Genomic DNA, 26,483 nt, shown 5'->3' on the forward strand with positions numbered 1-26,483 from the left:
ACCGACTATGCGCTGTCGTCGTCGGTCTGCACGAACCGCTTCGACAACATCACGCGCTTCATCACCGAGCTGGAAGTCGGCAGCGTGAACGTGCGCGAGGTGCCGGGCTACCGGCTCGAACTGACGCCGTTCGGCGGCGTGAAGGATTCGGGGCTTGGCTACAAGGAAGGCGTGCAGGAGGCGATGAAGAGCTTCACGAACACGAAGACCTATTCGCTGCCGTGGTAAGCGGCACGCAATGTGCCCGCGCCCGCACCGGCTTCGCGGCCAGTGCGGGCGTTGTTCGATCGGCACACATCGTTAGCCGATTTGCGTTTTTGCCGGGCTTGCGCGCGTCGGTAGGATGCAAGCGCACGTTGCCGCGCTGCGTGAACCTGCTCGCAGTGCCGGCGATACGTGCGCACGATGCGGTGTTTCTCGCGGATGGCCGTGTCGTCGAGGCTGGCGCATCGCGCGACTTGTTCGGGCGACCGGGCGACTCCAGCACCGCGAAATTCGTCGCGACGCTCGCGCGTGGCGTACCGGCCTTCTGACGCGCCACGCCACGCCACGCGGCTGCGGGGGCGATCAATCCTGTCGGCGTCCGTCGAGCACGGCGGCGACGATCGCTTCCGGTGCATCTTCCTGAACGAGGTGGCCTGCACAGGGCACGCGGATCAGCCTGCCGCCCGCGATGCGATCGGCGAGGGCCTGCCCCTGTTCGAGCGGAATCCACACGTCGTCCTCGCCCCACACGATGCGCACCGGAAAGTCCGGCGGCGCATAGCGTGCCTCGGCTTCCTCGATGTAACGCTGGCGCATCTGCGCGATCTGCCGATAGAACGCCGGCTGGCCGGCCGGCGTGAGCCATGGCGAGCGATAGATCGACAGCACGTCGTCGCTCAACGGTCGCGCGACGGCATTGCCGATATAGGCCGACACGAGCGCGTGGTGCGCATACGCGGGCAGCCCTGTGAACGCGGCTTCGTGCTGCGCGACATGCCGCACGAACGGCGAGCCTTGCGGCGCGATCGCAACCGGGTTCACGAGCGTCAGGTCCGAATACGCGATGCCGTCGAGGAAGTGCGCGCGCAGCACGGTTGCACCGCCGTAGTCGTGGGCGAGCACGCGCGGGCGCGAAATATTCCATTCGTCGAGCAGTGCGCCGAACAGCACGTTCTGCCGGCCGAGCGATACGTCCGCGTCGGGCATGTCCGACTGGCCGTAGCCGAGCAGGTCGTAGAAGAACACGCGATGGCGTCGCGCGAGCCATGGCGCGATCCGGCGCCACACCTGCGACGAAAACGGCGTTCCGTGCACGAGCACGAGCGGCGGCCCTTCACCGAGCGTGCCCCATGCGATCCGGTGACCGTCGAAAACGAAGTGATTGGCGAGATCGAGCATCGGCGCCTCCGTGATAACCTGTTTAGGTTGATAACAGGTTACGCCTGTTCATCCGGATATGAAACCGATAGGTGGAAATAAATGGTTACTCGACACGAGCCTGGGCGACAGGCGCACGTATGGAGCGCGGCCGATTTCGTCGGCGGCCATCCGGCGCTCGATTTCCTGAACACGGTGGCCGACACGGGCAAGACACGCGACGAGGACAAACTCGTCGACTGGGCGGCCGTGCGCGCATGGGCGGGGAAATCGGGGTTGCTGGCTGGGGCCGACCTGACACGGTTTCTGCGTCATCCCCGGCAGGACGGCGCGGACGAACTCGCCGCGCTGCATGGTTTTCGCGAGGATGCGTACGTGGCGTTCGCGCACCTGACGAGCGGTGGCGGCGGCAGCGCCGGCGCGCGAGCGGCAGGCCGGCTCGCGGAGGCGATCCGCGATGCGATCGGGCGCAGCTCGTTTGACGCGGTCGATGGCCGCTTCGCGTGGCGGCCCGATGCGCGTGCCGCGTCGCGCTGGGTCGACGCGGCCGCGCTCGGGTTCGAGCATCTGCTACGTGGCGACGACTTCGCGCGCGTGCGGCAGTGCGGCCGCTGTACGTGGTTCTTCGTCGACCACGGCCGCGGCGTCGGGCGACGCTGGTGCAACATGCGCACCTGCGGGAATCGCGCGAAGGTGGAGGCGTTCAGGGAGCGGTGAGGCCAGGGCCGCGGCGTCGACGGCCCGTCTCCTCCGCGTTCATCATTCAGCGAGTTCGTGCGGCCGATGATCGGGCCACAGCGCACCGATGACGAACAATCCGGTGGCGAGGAACGGTGCGCCGATCGCGAACAGGATCGCCGTGAGTCCCCACCGGTCCCAGAACCGGTCGATGACCGCGCGCTCGGGTATGACGGGGTCGTACAGCACGTTGACCACCTCGCCTTCGTACAGCCCGGGGCGCGATGAAGCCGAGCCTTGCGCGAACGTGACCGGGCGGCCGCTGTCCGTCGTGAACGCGATGGTCGCCGAATAGAGCGACGTGCGTGTGCGGGACGATTGTGCCGATTCGGTGATCTCGACGACGTGGCCGGTCGAGTGCGCGTAATGGCGGGCGATCTGCCACTGGCGCAGCCCGGCAGCACCGGCGCCGGCCAGGAAGCCGGTGCCGATCGCGATCGGTACCAGCACGATCGCGATGTTCCAGCGGCGCCGGGCCGTCTTGCCGGCGGCCGGTGCGGCAAGCGCGTCGTCTCGCCGGCTGCGGCGCTCGCTCCCATACAGCAGGCAGCCGACCGCAAGCGACGCGACCGCGAGCAGTGCCGGCACCGCGACGGGAAACCAGCGCTGCGTGAAATCGTCGATCAGCGCGGGACGGTTCGGATGGGCAGGATCGACCAGGACGTCGACGCTTTCGCCGATGTCGTACGCCGGGACCACCGATGCAGTATTGCCGGCGACTTCACGGCGGTGGCCGTCGTTCGCGAGATAGGCGACGATCGGACGGTATCCGCGCATCGCGTCGCTGTCCTGCACGATGCGCACGACCGTGCCCGGCGTACGGACCAGATCACCCACCGCACGGCTCGCGGTGACGGCGAGCATCGCTGCGACCACGAGCAGCGCAACGCCGAGCGCGAGTGCGACGAGCGCGTCCTTACGTGGCATGGCCGGATCCGCGGTGCGCGTCGTGCGACGGGGCCGGATGCGATCGGGGGGATGGCGCGACTCGACGTGCGCGCGGCTGTCGGCGTGACCGTGCCCTCCGAATGGTCGCGTCTCGCTCACATGATTCCATGTCTGACGTCCCATGCTCTCTCAGTGCCGGGGGCGATATGGCGATCGCCGTCCCGGTCGTGTGATATTTTGTCGGACGATTCTAGCGGAAAGTGCACGGGCGAGGCATGTATGTAATTGCATGCCGTGATGCTGGGGAGTCGGGCGAGGGCCTGAATCGGTCGCCGGAATGGAAAAAGGCCGGTCAGCTTGCGCTGACCGGCCTTTGAAATTCCTGGTGGGGCGTGAGTGACTCGAACACTCGACCTACGGATTAAGAGTCCGTGCAAGTTGGTATTAGCATCGGGATTAATCGGCGTTGACCGACGTTCCCTTACATGCCTCAAATCCAATGTGGGCGCGGCTTTCATCGATCAGTTATCGCCTATATTGAAATGGGGTCAAATTGACTGGCGTTGATCGATTATTGCAGAATTTGCCTACATGGCGCCTACATGACAGTGGCCCCTTATTCGAGGCGAGCGATGCAGAAAGAGAACTTCACGGCAACGCGGGTAAGCGGCTACGAGTGCGAACCAGGCAGACAGCAGAGCATTTTTTGGGATGCGAAGACCACCGGGCTGGGACTGCGGGTGACGGCAGCAGGTGCCCGTGCCTATATTTTCGAATCGCGTCTTTTTGGCAAGACGGTCCGCGTGACGATCGGCGACGCGCGCGCATGGGAGTTGGGTAAGGCACGCACTGAGGCGGCCCGACTGAAAACGCTGGTAGATGACGGGAAGGACCCGCGCGAGATCAAGGCTGAGCAGCGTGCGGCCCATGAGGCACGCAAAGAGGAAGCACGCCGCCAAGCGACGACCTTTGGTGACGCATGGGGCGTCGACTCAGGCTCGCAAAGCCCGGTGGAGCGAACGAACTTTCAGGGACCATGTGCAGCATGCCGACGCGGGTGGCAAGCCGAGATAGCGCGGCACCGGTGTAACGACGCCAGGACCGCTCGCGGTGCTGCTCCCATTGAAACTGTCCGACCTGACCGGCGAGCGCATCGCGGGGTGGCTTGAAGAGCAAACCCGCGAACGTCCGACGATGACCGCACTATCGTATCGCCTATTGCGCGCGTTTATTCGCTGGGCGAGCGAGACCCCGGCGTATCGCGGTGTGATTCCGAAGGGCTACTGCCGATACACGCGAGGCAGCGTGAACGCGAGCAAGGCCGAAGCGCTGGCCAAGAAATTTCATCTTCGCTACGGAATTGGCTGCACACCCGCGCAACGCGTTACCAAGCGGAAGCATGGCTTGGCGAACGCGCTGCTGGTGATGTACTGGCCAGAAGGGTACGAGCAGGTTGAGTGGCTGATGCTCGCAACCGGCGGAGAGGGCATGGACGGTGAGCAAGTGCACGGCATCGCAGACAAACCGCGTATGGCGTGGCTGGGATACGAACTCGTGCGGCGACCGGACCGCGGCCGGACAGCGTGGACCTGGCGTCGTCCGGCGAGCGAGATGGCGGAACACTACGCGCTCATTGCCGAATTCAGCAACAGGCACCACGCCAATTCCCTGGGGGTGCTGCTGCAGCGTCTCGCCAACCAGCCCGGGTTTCACGGCGTTCGCGAACAATCGAAGCGACTGTTCGAGGAGGCTCGTCGGCGGGGTTACGTGGGCGGCCTTCCGCATTTGTACTTCGTGCAAAAGGTATCCCACGGGGAACGGCTGCGCTTGATGTAGCACAGGCGAACGCAAGCGAACGCCGTGTGTTATAGCGTGCCGTTTTGTCCAATGCGATGGACTTATCGCGGCTCGCACTGACCGTAAAGGCAATCCTGCCGTCGTGCCGTGGGACGAGAAGCGCGGCCACGAGTGCTTGTTCGTGGTGCGGGAAATGGAACATCCCGAAATTGATGCCCGCGGCATCAAAGCTGCAGTCCGGATGGACTATTCTTCTACACGCAGCCGACCGAGCTACCGCCGGAATATAACGCCAAGGCCAGGAGGGGCACATGTCTCTCTTGGCAGCCGGTTGAAGGCGGAAAACCCTGACCTGAACTTTTCGGCCAGGGTTGCAGAAGAAGGGGCACCGTATTCTGTCGCCATGCTCGCGAGGGGCGTGGCTCATTTCAGCCTTCTTGTTTTGCGGAACGGGGTTGCATCAACTACAACTGATTCCCTTGCCGCTCACAAATGTCCGGCTGGTCGTTCCGGATAGCACGCCATCGGCATCGACCTGATTTGTCGTATCTGTCAGTGTAACGTCGGTGTAACTCACGCACGCCAGCGCGAGGGTTTGCCCAGATGGGCAAGAGAGCGTCGTGTTCGCCGGCGGCCCGACCGTGATGCTGGCTATGACCCGACCATTCTTGGGCTGTACGTTACTGAGAGATGCGCTGAGGGCCGATGGGCCCACCTTGTTGCTGGCCGCAGGATGGTTGCCGCCGCCATTGAAGCATGCATACACGGCGGTGGCCTGCGCGGTCAGCGTGTAATTTACGTTCTGGTTTCCGAGACCGGCTTCATCGAAGGCGACAACAAGCGCGCCACTGTCGGCAACACTCTCGGTCGCACTCATGAAGTGCGCCCCTGCCGTCGCGGCCAAAGCCGTGGCCGCGGCAACGGCAAGAGCCGTCGCTATTGTTATTCGTTTCATATGAGCCTCGCACACAGAAAGTGAAACATTAAAGTCACGCTTGCCCACACCACTTAAGCAAGCCTGGATTCAGCACTTCCATATTTCATAAGAAGGTTTTTCCATAGGCTCTCCTTGACGGTGAATCGTCGTCGATATGGCTTTTGTCATTAAATTCTTTAAGCCAAAACTCGCGCTTTAATCATCCGAATAATTGGTCTAGTTTTGTAATAATAATATCTTAAACTACTTATGATGATATGCCGAGCGGTAGTGACGCAACAAGTTGGCCGAAAGTATTGTTGGATTATTTAAATTTCAAAAAATAACCATCGCGCGCTGCCGGCCTGAATTGAGCGGGTCGCAAACGGGTGTTGGGTCTTGCCTGATGAGGTGTCGACAAAAGTGGGTGTTGAATTGTCTTTAAGCGGGTGGCCTCCAATTTGTTTTGTTAGCTTTAAGAATAGGGCGCGTTACAAGAAGTTTCATTTTGATTTTTCGGCGCGGGTGGAGTTATTGCGGGCGGCGCTATCCCGACGCGCGAAAAATTTAATCATGATAATAATATGTATCGGAGAAGATTTAATGAAGCGCAGTCGAATGCGCCACCCCGGTGCAGCTGCTTGCCGCAGGCGGTCCACGTGGCGCCCCAAGGCCACCATTCCATGAGCTTCTCTTTGTCCAGGGAAAAGTCGCGTGGTAGCCACGGCATCGGGTGGTAGTGAAGTCGACCTCCGCGCTCGAGCAGCCAGGCGTAGGGCAGTGCATGGCCACGGCGCTTGAGTACCTGGCGCAACCGTGCAAGGAATTCACTGATGTGCTGGGCACAGAAGGATGCGTCGTTGCTGAAGGTGAGCGTCACGGCGCCGGCGTGCAATCCGGACGTCTTGGCCAGGCGGCGCTGCTCCCTCACTACCCCCAGTAGCCTTTTGCGGGCCCTGGTTTTTCGCTTTTGTGTGGAGAGCATCGCACTTGTTCCAATCTTTCTGACAAGTTCAGCGAAGCGAGTTGCGGATGTGGCGGTGGAGCAAGGGCGGCGGGTAGAAGTTGGCAGTGAGCACCAGTGGCGCAAGGCCCGAGAAACCAGTCCAGAACTGTACCTCTTGAGCGTTGGCTTCGAGTGATTGTCAGCATGGACCACGCTTGTGCCGAGGCGCGAAGCGTAGTTCAGTGGCTGAGCGTTCAATCAGGCAGTTTGATCTCTCCGTCCTCCCGCTTTGGACGCGCTGAGCACCTGTCGCAGGTGGCGCAAACTGGTGATGGGCCGCATCGCATGTTGGTGGACATCGATCGACGTGGATCCGAAATGCCTACATGGCGCCTACACGATGCCGGAAATGAAAAAGGACTTACCCGCGCATGCGAGGTAAGTCCTTGAAATTCCTGGTGGGGCGTGAGTGACTCGAACACTCGACCTACGGATTAAGAGTCCGCTGCTCTACCAACTGAGCTAACGCCCCCAACAGAAGAAAGATTATGCATGGGTATTTCGGACTTGGCAAGCGCTTTCTGCAAATTTCCTGAAAATACTTCGTCACGGCCCCGGCGGCTCCTCGCGCGCTCACGAGCGATCGCAGTTGGCGCGCTCCCGGTATGATGACGTCCACACCCGTTGCGCGGCGGTCGCGCAACGTTTTCTGGACATTCGAAGATGGACGAAAACGCAGTCCGCGAATTGCTGGATCGCCTGCTGGCCCCGTGGGTCCGCTCGCTCGGTCTGGTCCCCGTATCGATCGGCGACGACAGCGTCACGATGCGCCTGCCGTTTTCCGGCGAATTCCGTCATTCGGGCGGCATCATCTGCGGGCAGGTGTTCACGGCCGCGGCTGACACCGCGATGGTGGTCGCGATCTCGGCCGCGCTCGGCGAATTCCGGCCGATGACCACCGTCTCGCTGAACACGAATTTCATGCGTCCGGTGCGCAAGGGCGACGTGCTCGTCACCGCGCGCGTGCTGCGGATGGGCCGCAACCTGGTGTTCGGCGAAGTCGAGTTGTTCGACGAGGACGGCAAGATGGCCGTTCACGCAACGTCGACCTACGCGCTCGTCAGCTGAGCGGCGCGATGTTCGACCAGATCGTTTTCGCGGGCGGCGGCAATCGCTGCTGGTGGCAGGCCGGCTTCTGGGACGTTGCCCAGCCGGCGCTCGGCTTGCGCCCGCGCGTGATCGCCGGCATCTCGGCCGGCGCGGCGACCGCCTGCATGCTGTATACGCGCGATGCCGCGTGGGTGATGCGCTATTACGAGGGGGCGCTGCGCCACAACCGCAAGAACGCGTACTGGGGCAACCTGTTCGGGCGCGAGCCGGTGTTTCCGCATTACCGGATCTACCGTCAGGCATTGCTCGACATCTACGGCGAGCCGTTCGCGAAGCTCGCCGCGGCGCCGGAGATCCGCATCGGCGTGTCGCACGTGCCGCGCTGGCTCGGCGCGCGCAGTGCGGTCGCCGCCGGCCTCGTCGCGTACAACATCGAGAAATACGTGCGCAAGACGCTGCACCCGACGCTCGGGCGCACGCTCGGCTTCCGGCCCGAATTCGTGCGCGCGCAGGCATGCGCAAGCGTCGACGAACTCGCCGACCTGATCCTGCAGTCGTCGTGCACGCCGCCGTTCACGCCGGTGCTGCGCCGCGGCGGGCGGCCCGTACTCGACGGGGGGATGGTCGACAACGTGCCGGTCGACGCGCTCGACGCATCGCCGGGTGACGTGCTGGTACTCGTCACGCGGCTGTATCCGCGCCCGCAGATGTTCACGGTCGCGCACGGCGACCAGAGGCGGCTCTATGTACAGCCGTCGAGCAAGGTGCCGATTTCGAGCTGGGATTACACGAGTCCGTCGCAGATGCGGCATGCGTACGACCTCGGACGGCGCGACGGCGAGCATTTCCTCACGCGCGTCGACGCGATGACGGGCGGCCGCGTGGCCGCCTGAAGGCGGGAACGGAGAAACGGGGCCGCGCGGCGAGCGCGGCCCGCGCCGGTCAGCGCACGCGGCGCGGCGTCAGTGCTTCCGGGTTGACGACGCTCGACATGTCGCCCTGGTCGAACGCGAGGATGTTGCGGAACGCCGCGCTGAAGTAGAGCTCGTAGCTTTCGCGCTCGACGTAGCCGATGTGCGGCGTGCAGATCACGTTTTCCATCCGCAGCAGGCTGTAGCCCTGCAGGATCGGCTCGCTCTCGAACACGTCGATCGCGACCATCCCCGGACGGTTGTGCGACAGCGCGTTGACGAGCGCGTTTTCCTCGAGCAGCTCAGCGCGGCTCGTGTTGACGAGCAGCGACGTCGGCTTCATCCGCATCAGGTCTTCCTGCTTGACGATCCCGCGCGTGTCGTCGTGCATGCGCAGGTGCAGCGACAGCACGTCGCTCTGCTCGAACAGCGCTTCGCGGCTCTCGGCGGCCGTGTAGCCGTCGGCGCGCGCGGCCTCGAGCGAATGCTCGCGGCCCCAGATCAGCACGTTCATCCCGAACGCCTTGCCGTAGCCGGCGACCAGCCGGCCGATCTTGCCGTAGCCCCAGATGCCGAGCGTCTGGCCGCGCAGCACCTGGCCGAGACCGAAGTTCGGCGGCAGCGCCGACGTCTTCAGGCCCGATTGCTGCCAGGCACCCTGTTTCAGGTTCGCGACGTATTGCGGAATGCGGCGCTGGGCGGCCATCACGAGCGCCCAGGTCAGTTCGGCGGGCGCGACCGGTGAACCCGTGCCTTCGAGCACCGCGATGCCGCGGTCGGTACATGCTTCGAGGTCGATGTGGCTCGAGATACGGCCGGTCTGGCTGATCATGCGCAGGTTCGGCAGCTTGGCGAGCAATTGCGACGAAATCGGCGTGCGCTCGCGAATCAGCACGAGCGCCTCGACTTCCGCCAGGCGGCTCGCGAGTTGCCCCAGGCCGCGAACCGTGTTGTTGAAGACCTTCACGTCGTGCTCGGCAAGCATCTCGAAGCAGTTCAGCTTGCGGACGGCGTCCTGGTAGTCGTCGAGGATGGCAATTTTCATGATCAGCGGGAGTCGCGCGTTGAAAGCGGCAGTGGCGGCGGCGCACGTCGCGCACCCGTCCCGCCCGGCCGGGGCCGACATGATGCTACGTCGGCGGACGTCTTGGTGTCTTTTTAACAGGTTGTTACGCTCCGCCGCAATCGGCTCTGGCCTGACCCGGCGTCGCTCCCGTCGGGTGCGACGGGGTGCGATGTTGTGTCGCATCAGACACGTCCTTCCTGATTCGGCCGCTTACCGGATGAGGTTCACCCAATTGTTGCTTCAATCAGAATAATTGGATCATCCATTCGCGATGAGTGAGGATTTTTGACTATTTTTATCGTCAACGCGGGCCTTGTTGAGCAACTCTGCATCATTTCCGCTGTCGTAGGAGAATTACGCATATGCTTCAACTTTTTGAAGTTGTAACAGCGGCAGGAGTCGTTTATGGATCATTTGCAGTCGATGCGCGTGTTCGTCAAGGTTGCGGATCTCGGCAGTTTCGCGCGGGCCGCGAGTGCAATGGATATCTCCAACGCGGTCGCGACGCGTCACGTCGCCGATCTGGAAGGCCGGCTCGGCACGCGCCTGCTGAACCGCACCACGCGCAGCCTTTCGCTGACGGAGTCGGGCCAGGTCTACCTGGAGCGGGCGCGCCAGATTCTCGATGAGCTCGAGGATGTCGAACAGATGGTCGTCGCGCGCAATCACGAGCCGGTCGGCACGTTGCGCATCGTCGCGCCGGTCGTGTTCGGCCTGCACAACCTTGCCCCCGTCCTGCAGTCGTACACCGAGAAATTTCCGAAGGTGGTGCCGGATCTGACGCTGGTCGACCGCCAGGTCGATCTCGTCGAGGAAGGTTTCGACGTCGGGATCGTCGTCACGCGTCAGATGCGCAGTGCGAGCATCGTCACGCGGCGGCTGACCACGGGCTGCATGACCGTGTGTGCGACGCCGAGCTACCTGGAAAAGCACGGCGTGCCGACCCACCCGGAACACCTCGCCGAGCACCCGGCGCTGAGCTTGCCGACCGAATACTGGGGCGACGAGCGCGTGTTCACGGGGCCGGACGGCGAAGTGCGCGTGCGTCCGACCAACGTGATCGTCGCGAACAACACTGCGATGCTGCGCCAGTTCGCGCTGCTCGGGATGGGTGTCGCGATCCTGCCGAGCTACCTGATCGGCAGCGACATCGCGCGCGGTGCGCTGGTGCGGCTGCTGCCGGATTTCCGGCTGCCGCAGGTCGAGATCAACATCGCCTATCCGAGCCGGCGCCATCTGCCTGCGAAGGTGCGGACGTTCATCGACCACCTCGTCGAGTATTTCAGCCACGCGACCGACGCGACGATGGGCGAACAGTGGGCGGCACAGGGTGCTGCGCCTGCGCCGATCGGCGTCGAGATGCGTGCCGAGCCACCCGAATCGACCGACCCGAACCTGCAGCCGCGCCTCGCGCGTTCGCCGCGCGCGCGGGTCGCGGTGCCGTCGCCGCTGTAACGTCGCGGCGGCCGCGCACAGAGACGGCCGGCATCAAAAAAAAACGCGGATCGAGCGATCGATCCGCGTTTTTTTATTGCCGCTTTCATGGTCGTTCGACCGGCGCGCGACGCGCCGGGGGGGAGACCCCCGGCAGCCGGAGCATTACGAGCCCGTCTTGCGCGCCGTCGTCTTGCGGGCGGCGGTCTTGCGAGCCGGTGCCGGTTTCTCTTCGGCGCCTTCCGTCACGGTTTCGGCGTCCTTCGTCGCCGATTTTGCCGTCTTCTTCGCGGCGGCAGCCTTCGGCTCCTTCTTCTCGAACTCGAAACCGATCTTGCCGTCCGGCTGCTTCACGAGGAAGGCCTTGAAGTTGCGGCCCGTGCGCGACGACTTGAAGTTCGGCAGCAGATCCGTGCGGCCGTCGGCCAGCAGCTTCGCCATCTGCTCGCGCGTGATTTCCTGCTGCAGGATCACCTTGCCCGAACGGAAGTCGCAGGTCTTCGGATTCGCGACCGAGTGCTCGCACACATAGCTCATCCCGTGCTCGAACACGCGGCCCTTGCACTTCGGGCACGCGCCGACCGGTTCCTGCGCGGAGAAGTCTGGCGCCTCACCTTCCTCGCCGCCCTGGTCCTGGCCAAAGTCGAACTCAAGCTTGTAGTTCTTCGTCTCGTCGTCGAACGAGAGCTTGAGGATCGCCGAGAACGGGCGGCCCATCTTGCTGCGGAAGCCGGACAGCGGACCGATGGTCTTCTGCTGCAGCAATTCCTCGACTTCCGCGATCTCGAACTGTCGGCTACCCGGAATCTTCGAGATCGAGAACTCGCACTTCGTGCACGCGAAGCGGCGGTAGTTTTCCTTCACCTGGCCGCCGCAGTTCGGGCAGGGTGTCTCGAGCGTCGCGTAATCGCCCGGGATCGTGTCGGAATCGTATTCCTTCGCGCGCTTGACGATCTGCTGCGTCATGCGGGCGATTTCCTGCATGAACGCGTCACGCCCGAGGTTGCCGCGCTCCATCTGCGACAGCTTGTATTCCCATTCGCCGGTGAGCTCGGGCGCGGTCAGTTCCTTCACGCCGAGCCCGCGCAGCAGCGTCATCAGCTGGAATGCCTTCGCGGTCGGGATCAGTTCGCGGCCTTCGCGCACGAGATATTTCTCGCCGAGCAGGCCTTCGATGATCGCCGCGCGCGTCGCCGGCGTGCCGAGGCCCTTCGCGGCCATCGCCTCGCGCAGCTCGTCGTCCTCGACGAGCTTGCCCGCGCCTTCCATCGCCGACAGCAGCGTCGCTTCCGAGTAGCGTGCGGGCGGCTTCGTCACGAGCGCGACGGCGGCGATCTCGTCCGTCTTCACCTTCTCGTCCTTCTGCACCGGCACGAGGTTCGCGTCCGCGCCTTCGGCGTCGCGGCCGTACACCTGCAGCCAGCCCGGCTCGACGAGCACCTTGCCTTCGGTCTTGAAGTGATGACCGGCGACTTCGGTGATCCGCGTCGTGACGCGGAATTCGGCCGCCGGGAAGAACACCGCGAGGAAGCGCTTCACGACCATGTCGTACAGCTTCTGCTCTGGCTCGGACAGCGACTTCGGCGCCTGCAGCGTCGGGATGATTGCAAAGTGGTCGCTGATCTTCGAGTTGTCGAAGATCCGCTTGTTCGGCTTCACCCAGCCCTTGTCGAGCACCTGCTTCGCGTGCGGCAGATAGTTGTGGCTCTCCTTGAGCATCTCGAGCGTGGACTGCACCGTCGAGATGTAGTCTTCCGGCAGCGCGCGCGCGTCGGTACGCGGGTACGTCAGCACCTTGTGCTTTTCATACAGCGCCTGCGCGAGACCGAGCGTGTTCTTCGCGGAGAAGCCGAAGCGGCTGTTCGCCTCGCGCTGCAGGCTCGTCAGGTCGAACAGCAGCGGCGACAGTTGCGTCGACGGCTTCGATTCCTCGGACACCGTGCCGACATGGTCGCGGCACGCGGCGACGATCGTTTCGGCGGCCGGCAGGCTCCACAGGCGGGAGTCGCGCCTTTCCGGATCGAATTCGTCGCGCTTGAATTTCGGGTCGAACCACTTGCCTTCGTAGAAGCCGCCCGCGCACGCGAACTCGGCCTTCACTTCCCAGTAGTCGCGCGGGACGAAACGGCGGATTTTCTCTTCACGTTCGACGACGATCGACAACGTTGGCGTCTGAACGCGGCCGACGGTCGTCAAGAAGAAGCCGCCGCCCTTGCTGTTGAACGCGGTCATCGCCCGCGTGCCGTTGATCCCGACGAGCCAGTCGGCTTCCGAGCGGCAGCGTGCGGCGTCGGCGAGCGGCTGCATGTCCGTGTCGCTGCGCAGATGCGCGAAACCGTCGCGGATCGCCTGCGGCGTCATCGACTGCAGCCAAAGGCGCTGGACCGGCTGCTTCGCCTTCGCGTGCTGCACGATCAGGCGGAAAATCAGCTCGCCCTCGCGCCCCGCGTCACATGCGTTGATCAGGCGGTCGACGTCCTTGCGCTTCATGAGCTTGGTCAGGACTTTCAGGCGCGACTCGCTTTTTGCGATCGGGTTCAGGTCGAAATGCGGGGGGATGACGGGCAGATGAGCGAAGCTCCATTTCCCCCGCTTGACCTCGTACTCTTCCGGGGCGGCGATTTCCAGCAGGTGGCCGACCGCGGACGACAGGACGAATTCGTCGCTCTCGAAGTACTCGTCATGCTTTGTAAAGCCGCCCAAAGCGCGCGCGATGTCGTTCGCGACAGAAGGCTTTTCCGCAATGATCAGTGCTTTGGACATGACAGATGTGTGTTGGTAGACCGGGTTCGCCGGCGTGGGTCCCTTTTACGACGGCTTTATAGCACACGCCGTGGCGACGGCGGCGCGGCGTGCAAAAAGCGGCTCATCATAGTGGGGGGCCGCAATGGCGGCAAGCGCCCGGCGTGGCGGCACGCGCGACGGCGCGAAAAGCTGCCGGGCTGGCGTGCGGCTTACGCCTCGACATTCAGGATATTGCGCAATTTCGGTGCGTGCGGCGCGCCGGGCACGGCGCTCAGGTCGGACAGCATCCGTTCGACGATCGCCGCGTGCGGCAGCACCGTGCCGAAGAAGCGCGCGGTGTTCGCGTCCTCGATCAGGATCGTCGGGAAATTCTCGACGTCGAGATCGTCGAGCCGGTCGGCATGGGTTTCGACGTCGATCCACGCGAAGCAGGCCTCGGGATGGGCGTCGGCGAGCTGGTCGAAGGCCGTTCGGTACTCGCGGCAGGTGCCGCACCATTCGGCGCACAGGCAGGCGACCAGCAGCGTGTCGGGATCGGCGAGGCGCTCGGCGATCCGATCGGCATCGGTGTCGAGATTCAGCGCGGGCATGGAATTCCTTGAGTAGCGTCGGCGGCACGGCCGCCTCTATGCGGGGGACTGTAGCACGCCGGACGCGGGCGGGGTGGGCGTTGCGTCAAGCCGCGCGAAGCGTCCGCCGGGCATGCTCGCAACGCGGCCGGCCAGTTCGAGCCCGAGTAGCGAGCGGTGCAGCGCGTCGTCGGGCAAGCCGGTGTGCTCGGCGAGCCACTCGTAAGTAACGGGGCCGTATCCCAGTGCGGCGAGCACGGATTGTTCGGCCGGGTTGTCGGTTCGCGTGCCGTCGATCTCGGCGGGCGCAGCGGCCGGAATGGCGGAACCCGCTTTCCCGATGTGCTCGCCCGCGCACTGCCCGGGGGTGTCGGTTGTTCCTCCGTTATCGGGGCGCGAACGCGAATTCGCCGCGCGGCCGGCGTGAGCAGCCGGTTCGCCCAACCCGTATTCCTCAAGCACGTCGAGCGGCGTCGCGGTGAGCTTCGCGCCGTCGCGGATCAGCGCGTGGCAGCCCTGCGCGAGCGGCGCGTGGATCGAGCCAGGCATCGCGAACACGTCGCGGCCCAGCTCGTTCGCGAGCCGCGCGGTGATCAGCGAGCCGGAGCGCGGCGCGGCTTCGACGACGAGCGCGCCGAGCGCGAGCGCAGCGATCAGCCGGTTGCGCTGCGGGAAATGTGACGCCCGCGCGGGTGTGCCGAGCGGCCATTCGGAAACGATCGCGCCACGTGCGGCAATCTCGTGCGCAAGGGTGCGGTGCCGAGCCGGATAGACGAGATCGGCACCCGTCGCGATCACCGCGACCGTGCCGGCGCGGCCGTCGAGCCCGCCGCGATGTGCGGCGCCGTCGATGCCGAGCGCGAGACCGGAGACGATCACGAGGCCCGCATCGGACAGCGCATGCGAGAAGCGCGTGGCGTCTGCGAGCCCCTGCGGCGTTGCATGGCGGCTTCCGACCACGGCGAGCCCGCGTCCGTGCAGCAAGTCCAGCCTGCCCTTTACATATAGCAGCGGTGGCGGATCATGCAGGTCGCGCAGCCGCGGCGGATAGACGGGATCGTTGAGCGTGACGATCGCGTTGCCCGGTGTATCGAGCCATGCCAGTGTGGCGCCGGTGCGCGCATCGAGGTCGTTCCGCTCGCTGGTGCGCACTGCCCGCGCGGTGGCAGCGCTGCTCGCCGCACCGATGGCCTGGTCGGACGCGCGCAGCAGCGCCGTCGGCGAGCCGAATGCATCGAGCAGCGCGCGCAGCACGGCGGGCGAGAGTCCCGGCGCATGTGAGAGCTGCAGCCACGCACGCAACGCGGAGGTCGTCAGCGCTTGCGGCGACATGAGGTTCCCCTCGAATGCGGCGGCCAGCGAACCGCGTGGCGCCATGATAAAATTTTCATCATCCGAAATACTCGACAGGGCCGCGCGCGCGAGCGTCCGGCCAATTGCAGGAGGCAGACCCGCGGCGTTGACATGCCGCGCGTCCGCCTCATCTTCATTGCATCCCGGCGGCGGCGCCAGCCGGCCGGATGGCCGATGCGGCGCGCCGCTCCACCGAATACCGAACACCATGGCTTTGCTGAACATTCTTCATTACCCCGACAAGCGGCTGCACAAGGTCGCCAAGCCCGTCGACAAGGTCGACGACCGGATCCGCAAGCTCGTCGCCGACATGGCCGAAACCATGTACGCCGCGCCGGGCATCGGCCTGGCGGCGACGCAGGTCGACGTGCACGAGCGCGTGATCGTGATCGACGTCTCCGAGGAGAAGAACGAGCTGCGCGCGTTCATCAATCCCGAGATCATCTGGTCGAGCGACGTGAAACAGATCTACGAGGAGGGTTGCCTGTCGGTACCCGGGATCTACGACGAAGTCGAGCGTCCCGACCACGTGCGTGTGCGTGCGCTCAACGAGCAGGGCGAGACCTTCGAGCTCGACTGCGAGGGCCTTCTCGCCGTGTGCGTGCAGCACGAGATGGATCACCTGATGGGTCGCGTGTTCGTCGAATACCTGTCGCCGCTGAAGCAGACCCGTATCAAGACGAAGATGAAGAAACTCGAACGCGCGATGTGACGCGCGTTTGCCCAGACCGATCCCGAACGCTTTCATGACCCATACGTTGCGCGTGATTTTTGCCGGCACGCCGGAATTCGCCGCGGCCGCACTCGCCGCGATCCACGAGGCCGGTTTTCCGGTGCCGCTCGTGCTCACCCAGCCCGACCGCCCCGCCGGGCGCGGGATGAAACTGCAGGCGAGCGCCGTGAAGCGCTATGCCGTCGAGCACGGAATGTCCGTCGCGCAGCCGACGTCGCTGCGCCGCGCGGGCAAGTACCCGACGGAGGCGGCCGACGCGATCGAGCTGCTGCGCACGACACCGCACGACGTGATGGTGGTCGCCGCATACGGCCTGCTGCTGCCGCAGGAAGTGCTCGACATTCCGCGCGCCGGCTGCATCAACATCCACGCGTCACTGCTGCCGCGCTGGCGCGGCGCCGCGCCGATCCATCGCGCGATCGAGGCCGGTGACGCCGAGACGGGCGTCACGCTGATGCAGATGGACGCCGGCCTCGACACCGGCGCGATGATCGACGAAGCGCGCGTCGCGATCGCGGCCGGCGATACGACCGCGACCCTTCACGACCGGCTGGCCGCCGACGGCGCGCGCCTGATCGTCGACGCCCTGGTGCGGCTCGAGCGCGACGGCGCGCTGCCCGCCACTCCGCAACCGGCCGACGGCGTGACTTACGCGGAAAAGATCGGCAAGCACGAAGCGGCGCTCGACTGGCGCAAGCCGGCCGACGTGCTCGCGCGCCAGGTGCGCGCGTTCGACCCGTTCCCGGGCGGCGTCGCGATGCTCGACGGCGCGGCAATCAAGCTGTGGGCGGCCGAGCCCGTGGCGGCGCGCGGCGCGATTGTCGACGCGGCGCCCGGCACGATCGTCGAGGCTTCGCCGGAAGGCGTGGTCGTCGCATGCGGTGGCGGCGCGCTGCGCGTCACGCAACTGCAGAAGCCGGGCGGCAAGCGGCTGCCCGCGCGCGAATTCCTGGCCGGCTCGCCGCTCGCCGCGGGCCAGCGCTTCGCGTTGCCCGACGGGCTGTGAGCGTCATTCGACCCGACATGCCGGTCGCGCGCAATTGGCCGGATGGCCGAGTCGCACGGCGCGGCAGGCGCGCGTAGAATTTCCCTGCGCTTTCCGATTTCGAGGTTTTCATGCTTGGCATCACCCATTTCGGCTTCTTCGTGCTCGCGGTTTTCCTGCTGAACGTCACGCCCGGCCCCGATACGGCGTACATCGTCGGCCGCAGCGTCGCGCAGGGCCGTGGCGCGGGGCTGATGTCCGCGCTCGGCATCTCCGCCGGCTGCTGCGTGCACGCGCTTGCGTGCGCGTTCGGCCTGACCGCGCTGCTCGCGGCGTCGGCCGCCGCGTTCATGGTGATCAAGCTGGTCGGTGCCGCTTACCTGATCTACCTCGGCGCGCGCATGATCCTCGCGAAGCAGGCCGCCGCGCCGGCAGGCGCCGAGGCGGCGCGGGCCACGGCCGCGAAGCCGCTGCGCCAGCTGTTCATGCAGGGTTTCTGGACCAACGTGCTGAACCCGAAGGTCGTGCTGTTCTTCGTGTCGTTCTTCCCGCAGTTCGTGTCGGCCGACAGCCCGCACAAGGCGCTGGCGTTCCTGGCTCTCGGTTCGGTGTTTCTCGTGATGAGCACGGTCTGGAGCTGCATCGTCGCGTGGGTCGCGGGCAGCGTCACGCAGCGCTTTTCCGGCAAGCCGGGCGTCAGGAAGTGGCTTGACCGCACGGTGGGCAGCGCCTTCGTCGGCCTCGGGCTGCGGCTCGCGGCGACGCAACGCTGAAATTGAATTTTTCCGGCAAGACCTTATCTAACAAATCGCTTACAATTTTCCGCCGTGCATCGTAATGTGCGGCGGGTCCCCTGACGGATAAGGAGTGGGTATGTTCAATTGGGTCAAAACGGCGATGCTGATGGCCGCGATCACGGCCCTGTTCATCGTGATCGGCGGCATGATCGGCGGCTCGCGCGGCATGACGATCGCGCTGCTGTTCGCGCTCGGCATGAATTTCTTCTCGTACTGGTTCTCCGACAAGATGGTGCTGCGCATGTACAACGCGCAGGAGGTCGACGAGAACACGGCGCCGCAGTTCTACCGGATGGTGCGCGAGCTCGCCACGCGTGCGAACCTGCCGATGCCGCGCGTCTACCTGATCAATGAGGACGCGCCGAACGCGTTCGCCACGGGCCGCAACCCCGAGCACGCGGCGGTCGCCGCGACGACGGGCATCCTGCGTGTGCTGTCCGAGCGCGAGATGCGCGGCGTGATGGCGCATGAGCTCGCGCACGTGAAGCATCGCGACATCCTGATTTCGACGATCACCGCGACGATGGCAGGCGCGATTTCGGCGCTGGCCAACTTCGCGATGTTCTTCGGCGGTCGCGACGAAAACGGCCGTCCGGCCAACCCGATCGCGGGGATCGCAGTCGCGTTGCTCGCACCGATCGCCGGTGCGCTGATCCAGATGGCGATCTCGCGAGCGCGCGAGTTCGAGGCCGACCGCGGCGGCGCGCAGATCTCGGGAGATCCGCAGTCGCTCGCCACCGCGCTCGACAAGATCCATCGCTATGCGGCCGGCATCCCGTTCCAGGCGGCCGAAGCGCATCCGGCCACCGCGCAGATGATGATCATGAACCCGCTTCACGGCGGCGGTCTGCAGAATCTGTTCTCCACGCACCCGGCGACCGAGGAGCGCATCGCGCGCCTGATGGAGATGGCGCGCACCGGCCGCTTCGACTAAGTCGCGTCGCGCTCGACACATCACCCCGCATGCCCCGCGCTGCGGGGTGTTTCATTTGTGCGCCCCGTAAAGGGGCCGCATGATCGCGCGCTACAATGCGCGGTTTGGAATCGCGGCGGCCACGCGGCCGCTGGGTTCCCGCCGCTCGCGGCACCCGTTTGCCGATTTTGCTCCGATGACACGAACCCGCTCCTCCGCTCAGTCTTCCTCCGGCCGCGCCGCGCGCCTGCCCGCGCTGCATCTCGCGCCCGATTCGCTGGGCTTCGCGCTCGACGCGGCCGCGCAGGCCGTCGATGCGGTGCGGCGCGGCACCGCGCTGCCGGCGGCACTGGCCGCGGTGTTCGCGCAGATGCCGGCCGGCGCGCAGGCGCTGGCGCGCGGCGCGACGCAGGACGTCGCGTACCGGACGATGCGTCGTCTCGGCAGTGCGGATTGGCTGATCGGCCGGCTGGTCAGCAAGGCGCCGCCCGCACATGTGCATGCGGTGCTCGCCGGTGCGCTTGCGCTGCTGCTCGATCCGGAGGACGCGGCCGCGTATCCGGCATTCACCATCGTCGACCAGGCCGTCACAGTGATCGGCGCACGGCGCGAATTTGCGTTCGCGAAGGGGCTGGTCAACGCCGTGCTGCGGCGTTTCCAGCGTGAGCGCGACGCGCTCGTCGCGGCGATGCAGAACGATCCCGTCGCACGCTGGAATTACCGCACTTGGTGGGTCGATGCGGTGAAGCGTGCGTGGCCGGAAGCCTGGCAGACGATTCTTGCGGCCGGCGAGCGCCAGGGTCCGCTGACGCTGCGCGTGAACGCGCGCCGCGCAACCGTCGATGCGTATCTCGATACGCTGCGCGCGAGCGGAATCGAGGCGACCGGGATCGGCCGCCATGCGGTGCGGCTCGCGTCGGCGCTGCCGGTTGACCGCATTCCGGGCTTTGCCGACGGCGTCGTGTCGGTGCAGGATGCCGGTGCTCAGCTTGCGGCCGAATGGCTCGGTGCGCGCGACGGCATGCGCGTGCTCGACGCGTGCGCGGCACCGGGCGGCAAGACCGGGCATATCCTCGAGCTGGCCGACGCCGAAGTCGTCGCACTCGAAAGCGACGCGACCCGCGCGGCGCGCATCGGCGAGAACCTCGCGCGCCTGTCTCTCGCGGCGGACGTGCGCGTGGGCGACGCGGGCGCGCCGGACGCGTGGTACGACGGCCGTCCGTTCGACCGCATCCTGGCCGACGTGCCATGCTCGGCGTCCGGCATCGTGCGTCGTCATCCCGACATTCGCTGGCTGCGCCGCGAAGCCGATATTGCCGCGCTCGTCGCGGAGCAGCGCCGCATCCTGACAGCGTTGTGGCCGCTCGTGAAGCCGGGCGGCGAACTGCTCTACGTGACCTGTTCGATCTTCCCTGAGGAAGGTGAGTTGCAGGCTCGCTGGTTTGAAGCGGCCTGTGAAGATGCGGTACGATTGGACGCGCCCGGCCAACTGCTGCCGGGCGGCGTGCACGGCGGGGCGGCCGGCGCACTCGACCAGAACACCGATCACGACGGATTTTTCTACGCGCGGTTTCAGAAACGGTGACGATCAAACACCTTTTTCCACTTCGGCTCGCGGCCGTCCTGCTGGTCGCGTTGGCGCTGTGCCTGACTGTCGTTCGGCCGGCGCGTGCCGAGTCGATCGCCGTGCAGCGCGCATCGCTGCAGGCTGACGGAAGCGGCTGGAGCCTCGATGCCCGCTTCGATTTCGAGCTGAATCCGAACCTCGAGGATGCCGTCAACAAGGGCATCCCGCTTTACTTCACGACCGATTTCGAACTGGGCCGCGCGCGCTGGTACTGGTTCGACGAGCAGCCGGTGTCGGTGTCGCAGACGATCCGCCTGTCGTTCCAGCCGCTCACGCGCGAATACCGCGTGTCGACGGGCGGGCTGCAACTCGGCTTCCCGTCGCTGAAGGACGCGCTCGCGGTCGTCCGGCACATCACGTCGTGGCACGTGATCGACCGCAACCAGGTGCGTGCCGGCGAAACCTACACCGCCTCGGTGCGGATGCAACTCGATACGGCGCTGATGCCGAAGCCGTTCCAGGTCGACGCGGTGAACAACCGCGACTGGACGCTCGGGTCGGACTGGAAGCGCTTCACTTTCACGGTGACCGAACGTGCTAAATAAAGTGCGCCGCGCGGCCAGCGGGAAGAGCCTCCTCGTTCGTGTGATCGTCTCGACCGTCGCGCTCACGGCGCTGCTGCTGCTCGTGCTGCTCGCGGCCGCGAGCGCGAACACCGAATTCTTCGACCGCTACTACTCGTGGCTGTACGCGATGAACATCATCGTCGCGCTCGTGTTCCTGCTGGTGGTGCTCGGGCTGATCGGGATGATCGTCGTGCGCCTGAGGAAGGGCAAGTTCGGCACGCGGCTGCTCGCGAAGCTCGCGGTGTTCTTCGCGCTCGTCGGCGTGGTGCCGGGCGGGATCATCTACATCGTGTCGTACCAGTTCGTGTCGCGCAGTATCGAGTCGTGGTTTGACGTGAACGTCGAGACCGCGCTGACCGCCGGCCTGAACCTCGGCCGCGGGATGCTCGACGCGTCGCTGTCCGACCTGCAGACGAAGGCGCGGCTGATGTCGGACCAGCTCGCGAGCGTCGATGCGAACACGAACGGCACGACACTCACGCTCTTGCGCCTGCGCGACCAGTTCGGCGTGCAGGATGCGACGATCGTCGAGCCGAGCCGCGGCGGCTCCGGCGCGGCGCCCGACCTGCACATCGTCGCGCAGGCATCGGGCAATTTCGCCGCGCTGATTCCGGACGACCTGCCGACTCCGCTGATGCTGAGCCAGGCGCGCGAACACGGCGCGTACGCGGCGATCGAGGGCGAGGTCGACGGCGACCCGCGCACGCACGGCGCGAAGGGCGCGCTGCGGCTGCGCGTCGTGCGGCCGATACCTGATGCGACGACGTCGCTGCTGCAACCGGCGGAGCGATTCCTGCAGCTCACCCAGCCGGTGCCGCCCACGCTCGCGCACAACGCCGACGCGGTGCAGCGCGCGTATCGCGAGTACCAGGAAAAAGCGCTCGGCCGCACCGGGCTGCGCAAGATGTACATCGGCACGCTGACGCTCGCGCTGTTCCTCGCGACCTTCATTGCGATGATGCTCGCGCTCGCGCTCGGCCAGCAGCTCGCGCGGCCGCTGTTCCTGCTCGCGCAGGGCACGAAGGAGATCACCGAAGGCGACTACACGCCGAAGCGCGAGATCAAGTCGCGCGACGAGCTCGGCTTCCTCACGCAGTCGTTCAACGCGATGACGCGCCAGTTGTCCGAGGCGCGGCAGGCGGTCGAGAAGAACCGTATCGCGCTCGAGCATTCGAAGACGTATCTCGAGAGCATCCTCGCGAACCTGACGGCCGGCGTGTTCGTGCTCGATCGCCAGTTCCGGCTGACGACGGCCAACCGCGGCGCCGAGCGGATCTTCCGGCAGCCGTTCGGCGCGATGATCGGCACGGCGCTCGACCGGATCGGCGTCGTCGCGGAATTCGGCGCGATGGTGCGCAAGGCATTCGCCGATCGCGAAGCGGCTTCGGACGGCGGCAGCGGCGATCGCGGTCACTGGCAGCAGCAGTTCGCGATCGAGGTGCCGGGCGAAGCCGATCCGCTGACCTTGCTCGTGCGCGGCACACGCCTCGTATCGACGGTCGAGGGCGAGGCCGACGATCCACAGACGTCCGGCTACGTCGTCGTCTTCGACGACATCTCCGACGTGATTTCCGCGCAGCGCTCGGTCGCATGGGGCGAGGTCGCGCGGCGGCTCGCGCACGAGATCAAGAACCCGCTGACGCCGATCCAGCTGTCGGCCGAGCGGTTGCAGATGAAGCTGTCCGACAAGCTCGCACCGCCCGATGCGGACGTGCTCAAGCGCGGCGCGACGATGATCGTCAACCAGGTGGCCGCGATGAAGCGGATGGTCGACGATTTCCGCGAATATGCGCGCACGCCGCCGGCGGTGCTCGCGAACCTGCAGCTGAACGAACTGGCGAGCGAGGTGCTCGGGCTGTATGGTGTCGGCGAAGGCAAGAGCGCGATCGTCGCCGAACTCGCGCCGTCGCTGCCGGTGATTCGCGGCGACGCGACGCAACTGCGCCAGGTGATTCACAACCTGCTGCAGAACGCGCAGGACTCGGTCGCGGAAGTCGCGCATCCGCGTGTGTTGATCGAAACCAAGACAGTAGAATATGGCGACCCCGACGCCGAGGGCAAAACGCGCGTCGCGGTCCGTCTTACCGTGTCCGACAACGGGCCCGGTTTTCCGGCACGCATCCTGACCCGTGCGTTCGAGCCTTACGTGACGACGAAGGCGAAGGGCACGGGGCTCGGGCTGGCCACGGTCAAGAAAATCGTCGACGAGCACGGCGCGCGGATCGATCTGCGCAATCGCATGCACGGCGAGACCGTCGAGGGTGCGCAGGTGTCGATCCTGTTCCTGCAGATGGCGAGCGATACGCCAGGCGCCGAATCCGGCGCGCAGGGCGGGACGGCTCCCGCCAAGACAAAAGCAAGTATGCAGACAAAGGCAGCGTAAATGGCAACCATCCTGGTGGTAGATGATGAAATGGGCATCCGGGAATTGCTCTCGGAGATCCTCAGCGATGAAGGACATGTCGTCGAGGCGGCGGAGAACGCGCAGGCCGCGCGGGAGTACCGCCTGAATCAGGCGCCCGATCTCGTGCTGCTCGATATCTGGATGCCCGATACCGACGGCGTCACGCTGCTCAAGGAATGGGCGGCGCAGGGCCTGTTGACGATGCCCGTGATTATGATGTCCGGGCACGCGACGATCGACACGGCCGTCGAGGCGACGAAGATCGGCGCACTCGATTTCCTCGAGAAGCCGATCGCGCTGCAGAAGCTGCTGAAGTCCGTCGAGCACGGTCTCGCGCGCGGCGCGGCGCCGGTGTCCGTCAGCGCGGCCGCGAAAGCCGGTGTCGGGCAAGCATCGGGGCAGGCGGCAGTCGCATCCGCGGCCGCGCTGCCGACGCTCGGCGACGACATGGCCACGGCGCTCGGCCTCGCGGGCCAGACGGCCGCGATTCCGTTCGACATCCCGTTGCGCGAAGCGCGCGACGCATTCGAGCGCGCGTACTTCGAATATCACCTCGCACGCGAGAACGGCAGCATGACGCGCGTCGCGGAAAAGACGGGCCTCGAGCGCACGCACCTCTATCGCAAGCTCAAGCAACTCGGCGTCGAGCTCGGCAAGAAACCGACCGAAGGCGCCGCATAAAATATTTCGCGAAAACACTTGCTCAGGAACGAATAGCTCGATATACTTTCATTCTTCGTTGGCCCGGTAGCTCAGTTGGTAGAGCAGCGGATTGAAAATCCGCGTGTCGATGGTTCGATTCCGTCCCAGGCCACCAGCATTTAAAACCCCAAGAATCGGAAGGTTCTTGGGGTTTTTCGTTTGTGGTGGGTATTGCGTGTCGTGGGCAGCGTGCCCGGCAGCATTTGCCGGGGCATGATAAAATCCGTGCCCGCTCAATGACTTAGCGCATCGCTTCATGCGCATGGCCGGTCGCCCGTGGCGCGCCTGCCGCGGTGCGCGGCAACGATGCCGCGCGATGAGCGGTATAAGCGCGCTGCCGCATTCGCGGCCGACCGCGCTGCCTATACTGGTCGGGCCGGCGCAGGCCGGCCGCGTCGGGCCGCCCGGCGGCAGCCGGCCTCGGGGCGCAGTGCGACGCGAGCCTACACATTCACGGAGTATCACGGTGATTCGGACAGACGCTAAAGACGGCGCGCTCGTGTTGTTTTCCGGCGGGCAGGATTCCGCCACGTGCGTGGCCTGGGCCCTGGAACGCTACCAGACGGTCGAGACGCTCGGCTTCGATTACGGCCAGCGTCATCGCGTCGAACTCGAGTGTCGCGAAGGCGTGCGCGAAGCGCTGAAGCGCAAGTTTCCGGCGTGGTCGGACCGCCTCGGCGACGATCACATGATCGATCTGTCGGTGCTCGGCGCGATCAGCGATACCGCGATGACGCGCACGATCGAGATCGAGACCTCGGCGAACGGCTTGCCGAACACGTTCGTGCCGGGCCGCAACCTGCTGTTCATGACGATCGCGGCCGCGATCGCCTATCGCCGCGGTCTGCGCGTGCTGGTCGGCGGAATGTGCGAGACCGATTTCTCGGGCTACCCGGACTGCCGCGACGACACGATGAAGGCGCTGCAGGTCGCGCTGAACCTCGGCATGGACACGCGCGTCGTGCTCGAGACCCCGCTGATGTGGCTGGACAAGGCGCAGACTTGGCAACTCGCCGAGCAACTCGGCGGGGAGGCACTCGTCGAACTGATCCGCGTCGAGACGCACACGTGCTACGTGGGCGAGCGCGCGGAACTGCACGACTGGGGCTTCGGCTGCGGCGAATGCCCCGCCTGCAAGCTGCGCAAGCGTGGCTACGAGGCCTACCTGAAGGGCGAGCGGGTGACCGAAGCGCCGCTGTGACGCGGGTGCGTCGGCGGCGCTGGATGAATAACGGATTCTGATCGACAACGAGCGGCGCAAGCCGGACGAAGCACGATGACTTACGCGGTCAAGGAAATTTTCTACACGTTGCAGGGCGAGGGCGCGAACGCGGGCCGTCCGGCCGTGTTCTGCCGGTTCGCCGGCTGCAATCTGTGGTCGGGCCGTGAAGAGGATCGTGCGGACGCCGTGTGCCGTTTCTGCGATACGGACTTCGTCGGCACCGATGGCGAGAACGGCGGCAAGTTCAAGGACGCCGAAGCGCTCGTCGCGACGATCGCCGGCCTGTGGCCGGACGGCGAAGCGCATCGCTTCGTCGTCTGCACGGGCGGCGAGCCGATGCTGCAGCTCGACCAGCCGCTCGTCGACGCGCTGCATGCAGCAGGCTTCGAGATCGCGATCGAGACCAATGGCTCGCTGCCGGTGCTCGAGACGATCGACTGGATCTGCGTGAGCCCGAAGGCCGACGCGCCGCTCGTCGTCACGAAGGGCAACGAACTGAAGGTCGTGATCCCGCAGGACAACCAGCGGCTGGCCGACTACGCGAAGCTCGATTTCGAGTATTTTCTCGTGCAGCCGATGGACGGCCCGTCGCGCGATCTCAATACGAAGCTCGCGATCGACTGGTGCAAGCGGCATCCGCAGTGGCGGCTGTCGATGCAGACCCACAAATATCTGAACATTCCCTGAGCCACGGCTTTT

The 26,483-nt window shown here is 65.5% G+C and carries 23 protein-coding genes, 3 tRNA genes and 2 pseudogenes; 18 read left to right on the forward strand and 10 right to left on the reverse strand.

Going from position 1 to position 26,483, the window contains the following annotated elements:
• Together DIE08_RS18320 and DIE08_RS18325 are read left to right on the forward strand one after the other, a co-directional pair.
• Positions 1-228: aldehyde dehydrogenase family protein (locus DIE08_RS18320; protein WP_124902870.1), on the forward strand; the 228-nt coding region annotated here is incomplete at its 5' end.
• Positions 229-389: 161 nt separating this feature from the next.
• Positions 390-533 (forward strand): annotated as a pseudogene (locus DIE08_RS18325) (amino acid ABC transporter ATP-binding protein); the annotation flags it as partial.
• 34 nt (positions 534-567) lie between these two features.
• Here DIE08_RS18325 and DIE08_RS18330 read toward each other — a convergent pair.
• Complete coding sequence (locus DIE08_RS18330) at positions 568-1,383, reverse strand: alpha/beta fold hydrolase (protein WP_124902872.1); 816 nt, start codon at positions 1,381-1,383, stop codon at positions 568-570.
• Positions 1,384-1,464: 81 nt separating this feature from the next.
• On the opposite strand from DIE08_RS18330, the gene DIE08_RS18335 reads away from it, so the two are divergent.
• Positions 1,465-2,079: a CGNR zinc finger domain-containing protein gene (locus DIE08_RS18335; protein WP_124902874.1), complete on the forward strand. Its 615-nt coding sequence runs from the start codon at positions 1,465-1,467 to the stop codon at positions 2,077-2,079.
• Positions 2,080-2,121: 42 nt separating this feature from the next.
• On the opposite strand, the gene DIE08_RS18340 is transcribed toward DIE08_RS18335, so the two are convergent.
• Together DIE08_RS18340 and DIE08_RS35700 are read right to left on the reverse strand one after the other, a co-directional pair.
• Positions 2,122-3,171, reverse strand: a complete 1,050-nt coding sequence (locus DIE08_RS18340) for a DUF3592 domain-containing protein (RefSeq protein ID WP_124902876.1) — start codon at positions 3,169-3,171, stop codon at positions 2,122-2,124.
• A 200-nt stretch (positions 3,172-3,371) separates the two neighbouring features.
• Positions 3,372-3,469, reverse strand: a tRNA-Ser gene (locus tag DIE08_RS35700).
• Positions 3,470-3,620: 151 nt separating this feature from the next.
• Here DIE08_RS35700 and DIE08_RS36250 point away from each other — a divergent pair.
• A pseudogene (locus DIE08_RS36250) lies at positions 3,621-4,263 on the forward strand (Arm DNA-binding domain-containing protein); the annotation flags it as partial.
• A gap of 982 nt (positions 4,264-5,245) precedes the next feature.
• Here the strand turns inward: DIE08_RS36250 and DIE08_RS18350 are convergent.
• From DIE08_RS18350 to DIE08_RS18360, 3 genes are all read right to left on the reverse strand, one after another.
• Entirely contained in the window at positions 5,246-5,662 is a 417-nt protein-coding gene (locus tag DIE08_RS18350) for a hypothetical protein (protein ID WP_124627064.1), read from the reverse strand.
• 610 nt (positions 5,663-6,272) lie between these two features.
• Positions 6,273-6,686 carry a hypothetical protein gene (locus DIE08_RS18355; protein WP_124902878.1) on the reverse strand — a complete coding sequence of 138 codons (414 nt, stop codon included), beginning with the start codon at positions 6,684-6,686 and terminating at the stop codon, positions 6,273-6,275.
• A 417-nt stretch (positions 6,687-7,103) separates the two neighbouring features.
• Positions 7,104-7,179 (reverse strand) — tRNA-Lys (locus DIE08_RS18360).
• 191 nt (positions 7,180-7,370) lie between these two features.
• On the opposite strand from DIE08_RS18360, the gene DIE08_RS18365 reads away from it, so the two are divergent.
• Positions 7,371-7,775 (forward strand): PaaI family thioesterase, encoded by a 405-nt coding sequence (locus DIE08_RS18365; RefSeq protein ID WP_011886440.1) that lies wholly within the window; start codon positions 7,371-7,373, stop codon positions 7,773-7,775.
• Between the two features lie 8 nt (positions 7,776-7,783).
• A complete protein-coding gene (locus tag DIE08_RS18370; protein ID WP_124902880.1) occupies positions 7,784-8,650 on the forward strand; it encodes a patatin-like phospholipase family protein in 867 nt (288 codons plus the stop codon).
• A 49-nt stretch (positions 8,651-8,699) separates the two neighbouring features.
• Here the strand turns inward: DIE08_RS18370 and DIE08_RS18375 are convergent, their stop codons facing one another.
• On the reverse strand, positions 8,700-9,713 hold the full coding sequence (locus DIE08_RS18375; RefSeq protein WP_059678959.1) for a D-2-hydroxyacid dehydrogenase family protein: 1,014 nt from the start codon (positions 9,711-9,713) through the stop codon (positions 8,700-8,702).
• 426 nt (positions 9,714-10,139) lie between these two features.
• Here DIE08_RS18375 and DIE08_RS18380 point away from each other — a divergent pair, with 426 nt between their 5' ends.
• Entirely contained in the window at positions 10,140-11,189 is a 1,050-nt protein-coding gene (locus tag DIE08_RS18380) for a LysR family transcriptional regulator (RefSeq protein ID WP_124902882.1), read from the forward strand.
• Between the two features lie 144 nt (positions 11,190-11,333).
• Here DIE08_RS18380 and DIE08_RS18385 read toward each other — a convergent pair whose 3' ends face one another.
• From DIE08_RS18385 to dprA, 3 genes are all read right to left on the reverse strand, one after another.
• Positions 11,334-13,931, reverse strand: coding sequence for a DNA topoisomerase III (locus DIE08_RS18385; protein ID WP_124902884.1), 2,598 nt, complete (start codon positions 13,929-13,931; stop codon positions 11,334-11,336).
• Between the two features lie 191 nt (positions 13,932-14,122).
• Positions 14,123-14,503 (reverse strand): thioredoxin family protein, encoded by a 381-nt coding sequence (locus DIE08_RS18390; protein WP_124627056.1) that lies wholly within the window; start codon positions 14,501-14,503, stop codon positions 14,123-14,125.
• A 36-nt stretch (positions 14,504-14,539) separates the two neighbouring features.
• Positions 14,540-15,814: a DNA-processing protein DprA gene (gene dprA, locus DIE08_RS18395; RefSeq protein ID WP_124902886.1), complete on the reverse strand. Its 1,275-nt coding sequence runs from the start codon at positions 15,812-15,814 to the stop codon at positions 14,540-14,542.
• 229 nt (positions 15,815-16,043) lie between these two features.
• Here dprA and def point away from each other — a divergent pair, with 229 nt between their 5' ends.
• The 11 genes from def (at position 16,044) to queE (ending at position 26,471) form a co-directional block, all read left to right on the forward strand.
• Positions 16,044-16,547 carry a peptide deformylase gene (gene def / locus DIE08_RS18400; RefSeq protein ID WP_059607517.1) on the forward strand — a complete coding sequence of 168 codons (504 nt, stop codon included), beginning with the start codon at positions 16,044-16,046 and terminating at the stop codon, positions 16,545-16,547.
• Positions 16,548-16,581: 34 nt separating this feature from the next.
• Positions 16,582-17,574: a methionyl-tRNA formyltransferase gene (gene fmt, locus DIE08_RS18405; RefSeq protein WP_124902888.1), complete on the forward strand. Its 993-nt coding sequence runs from the start codon at positions 16,582-16,584 to the stop codon at positions 17,572-17,574.
• A gap of 110 nt (positions 17,575-17,684) precedes the next feature.
• A complete protein-coding gene (locus DIE08_RS18410) occupies positions 17,685-18,326 on the forward strand; it encodes a LysE family translocator (RefSeq protein ID WP_059607512.1) in 642 nt (213 codons plus the stop codon).
• Positions 18,327-18,426: 100 nt separating this feature from the next.
• Entirely contained in the window at positions 18,427-19,284 is an 858-nt protein-coding gene (gene htpX / locus DIE08_RS18415) for a zinc metalloprotease HtpX (protein ID WP_006485774.1), read from the forward strand.
• 175 nt (positions 19,285-19,459) lie between these two features.
• Positions 19,460-20,848: a 16S rRNA (cytosine(967)-C(5))-methyltransferase RsmB gene (gene rsmB / locus DIE08_RS18420; RefSeq protein WP_124902890.1), complete on the forward strand. Its 1,389-nt coding sequence runs from the start codon at positions 19,460-19,462 to the stop codon at positions 20,846-20,848.
• A complete protein-coding gene (locus tag DIE08_RS18425) occupies positions 20,845-21,435 on the forward strand; it encodes a DUF4390 domain-containing protein (RefSeq protein WP_059607510.1) in 591 nt (196 codons plus the stop codon). The genes rsmB and DIE08_RS18425 overlap by 4 nt, the downstream gene beginning before the upstream one ends.
• Entirely contained in the window at positions 21,425-23,839 is a 2,415-nt protein-coding gene (gene esaS / locus DIE08_RS18430; RefSeq protein WP_124627048.1) for a sensor histidine kinase EsaS, read from the forward strand. Before DIE08_RS18425 ends, esaS begins: the two co-directional genes overlap by 11 nt.
• Positions 23,840-24,541: a response regulator transcription factor EsaR gene (esaR, locus tag DIE08_RS18435; RefSeq protein WP_124902892.1), complete on the forward strand. Its 702-nt coding sequence runs from the start codon at positions 23,840-23,842 to the stop codon at positions 24,539-24,541. It abuts the gene before it with no gap.
• A gap of 60 nt (positions 24,542-24,601) precedes the next feature.
• A tRNA-Phe gene (locus tag DIE08_RS18440) sits at positions 24,602-24,677 on the forward strand.
• Positions 24,678-25,028: 351 nt separating this feature from the next.
• The gene (gene queC, locus DIE08_RS18445; protein WP_059607503.1) at positions 25,029-25,763 is read left to right on the forward strand and encodes a 7-cyano-7-deazaguanine synthase QueC; all 735 of its coding nucleotides are present in this window, start codon (positions 25,029-25,031) and stop codon (positions 25,761-25,763) included.
• A gap of 75 nt (positions 25,764-25,838) precedes the next feature.
• On the forward strand, positions 25,839-26,471 hold the full coding sequence (queE, locus tag DIE08_RS18450; RefSeq protein WP_059468636.1) for a 7-carboxy-7-deazaguanine synthase: 633 nt from the start codon (positions 25,839-25,841) through the stop codon (positions 26,469-26,471).
• Positions 26,472-26,483: the final 12 nt, after the last annotated feature.

Source organism: Burkholderia sp. Bp9004 (genome assembly GCF_003858025.1).
GTDB lineage: Bacteria > Pseudomonadota > Gammaproteobacteria > Burkholderiales > Burkholderiaceae > Burkholderia > Burkholderia diffusa.

Coding starts and splice junctions, on each gene's coding strand:
- DIE08_RS18330 (WP_124902872.1), bottom strand. CDS start 1,383: ATGCTCGATCTCGCCAATCACTTCGTTTTCGACGGTCACCGGATCGCA.
- DIE08_RS18335 (WP_124902874.1), top strand. CDS start 1,465: ATGGTTACTCGACACGAGCCTGGGCGACAGGCGCACGTATGGAGCGCG.
- DIE08_RS18340 (WP_124902876.1), bottom strand. CDS start 3,171: ATGGGACGTCAGACATGGAATCATGTGAGCGAGACGCGACCATTCGGA.
- DIE08_RS18350 (WP_124627064.1), bottom strand. CDS start 5,662: ATGAGTGCGACCGAGAGTGTTGCCGACAGTGGCGCGCTTGTTGTCGCC.
- DIE08_RS18355 (WP_124902878.1), bottom strand. CDS start 6,686: ATGCTCTCCACACAAAAGCGAAAAACCAGGGCCCGCAAAAGGCTACTG.
- DIE08_RS18365 (WP_011886440.1), top strand. CDS start 7,371: ATGGACGAAAACGCAGTCCGCGAATTGCTGGATCGCCTGCTGGCCCCG.
- DIE08_RS18370 (WP_124902880.1), top strand. CDS start 7,784: ATGTTCGACCAGATCGTTTTCGCGGGCGGCGGCAATCGCTGCTGGTGG.
- DIE08_RS18375 (WP_059678959.1), bottom strand. CDS start 9,713: ATGAAAATTGCCATCCTCGACGACTACCAGGACGCCGTCCGCAAGCTG.
- DIE08_RS18380 (WP_124902882.1), top strand. CDS start 10,140: ATGGATCATTTGCAGTCGATGCGCGTGTTCGTCAAGGTTGCGGATCTC.
- DIE08_RS18385 (WP_124902884.1), bottom strand. CDS start 13,931: ATGTCCAAAGCACTGATCATTGCGGAAAAGCCTTCTGTCGCGAACGAC.
- DIE08_RS18390 (WP_124627056.1), bottom strand. CDS start 14,503: ATGCCCGCGCTGAATCTCGACACCGATGCCGATCGGATCGCCGAGCGC.
- dprA (WP_124902886.1), bottom strand. CDS start 15,814: ATGTCGCCGCAAGCGCTGACGACCTCCGCGTTGCGTGCGTGGCTGCAG.
- def (WP_059607517.1), top strand. CDS start 16,044: ATGGCTTTGCTGAACATTCTTCATTACCCCGACAAGCGGCTGCACAAG.
- fmt (WP_124902888.1), top strand. CDS start 16,582: ATGACCCATACGTTGCGCGTGATTTTTGCCGGCACGCCGGAATTCGCC.
- DIE08_RS18410 (WP_059607512.1), top strand. CDS start 17,685: ATGCTTGGCATCACCCATTTCGGCTTCTTCGTGCTCGCGGTTTTCCTG.
- htpX (WP_006485774.1), top strand. CDS start 18,427: ATGTTCAATTGGGTCAAAACGGCGATGCTGATGGCCGCGATCACGGCC.
- rsmB (WP_124902890.1), top strand. CDS start 19,460: ATGACACGAACCCGCTCCTCCGCTCAGTCTTCCTCCGGCCGCGCCGCG.
- esaR (WP_124902892.1), top strand. CDS start 23,840: ATGGCAACCATCCTGGTGGTAGATGATGAAATGGGCATCCGGGAATTG.
- queE (WP_059468636.1), top strand. CDS start 25,839: ATGACTTACGCGGTCAAGGAAATTTTCTACACGTTGCAGGGCGAGGGC.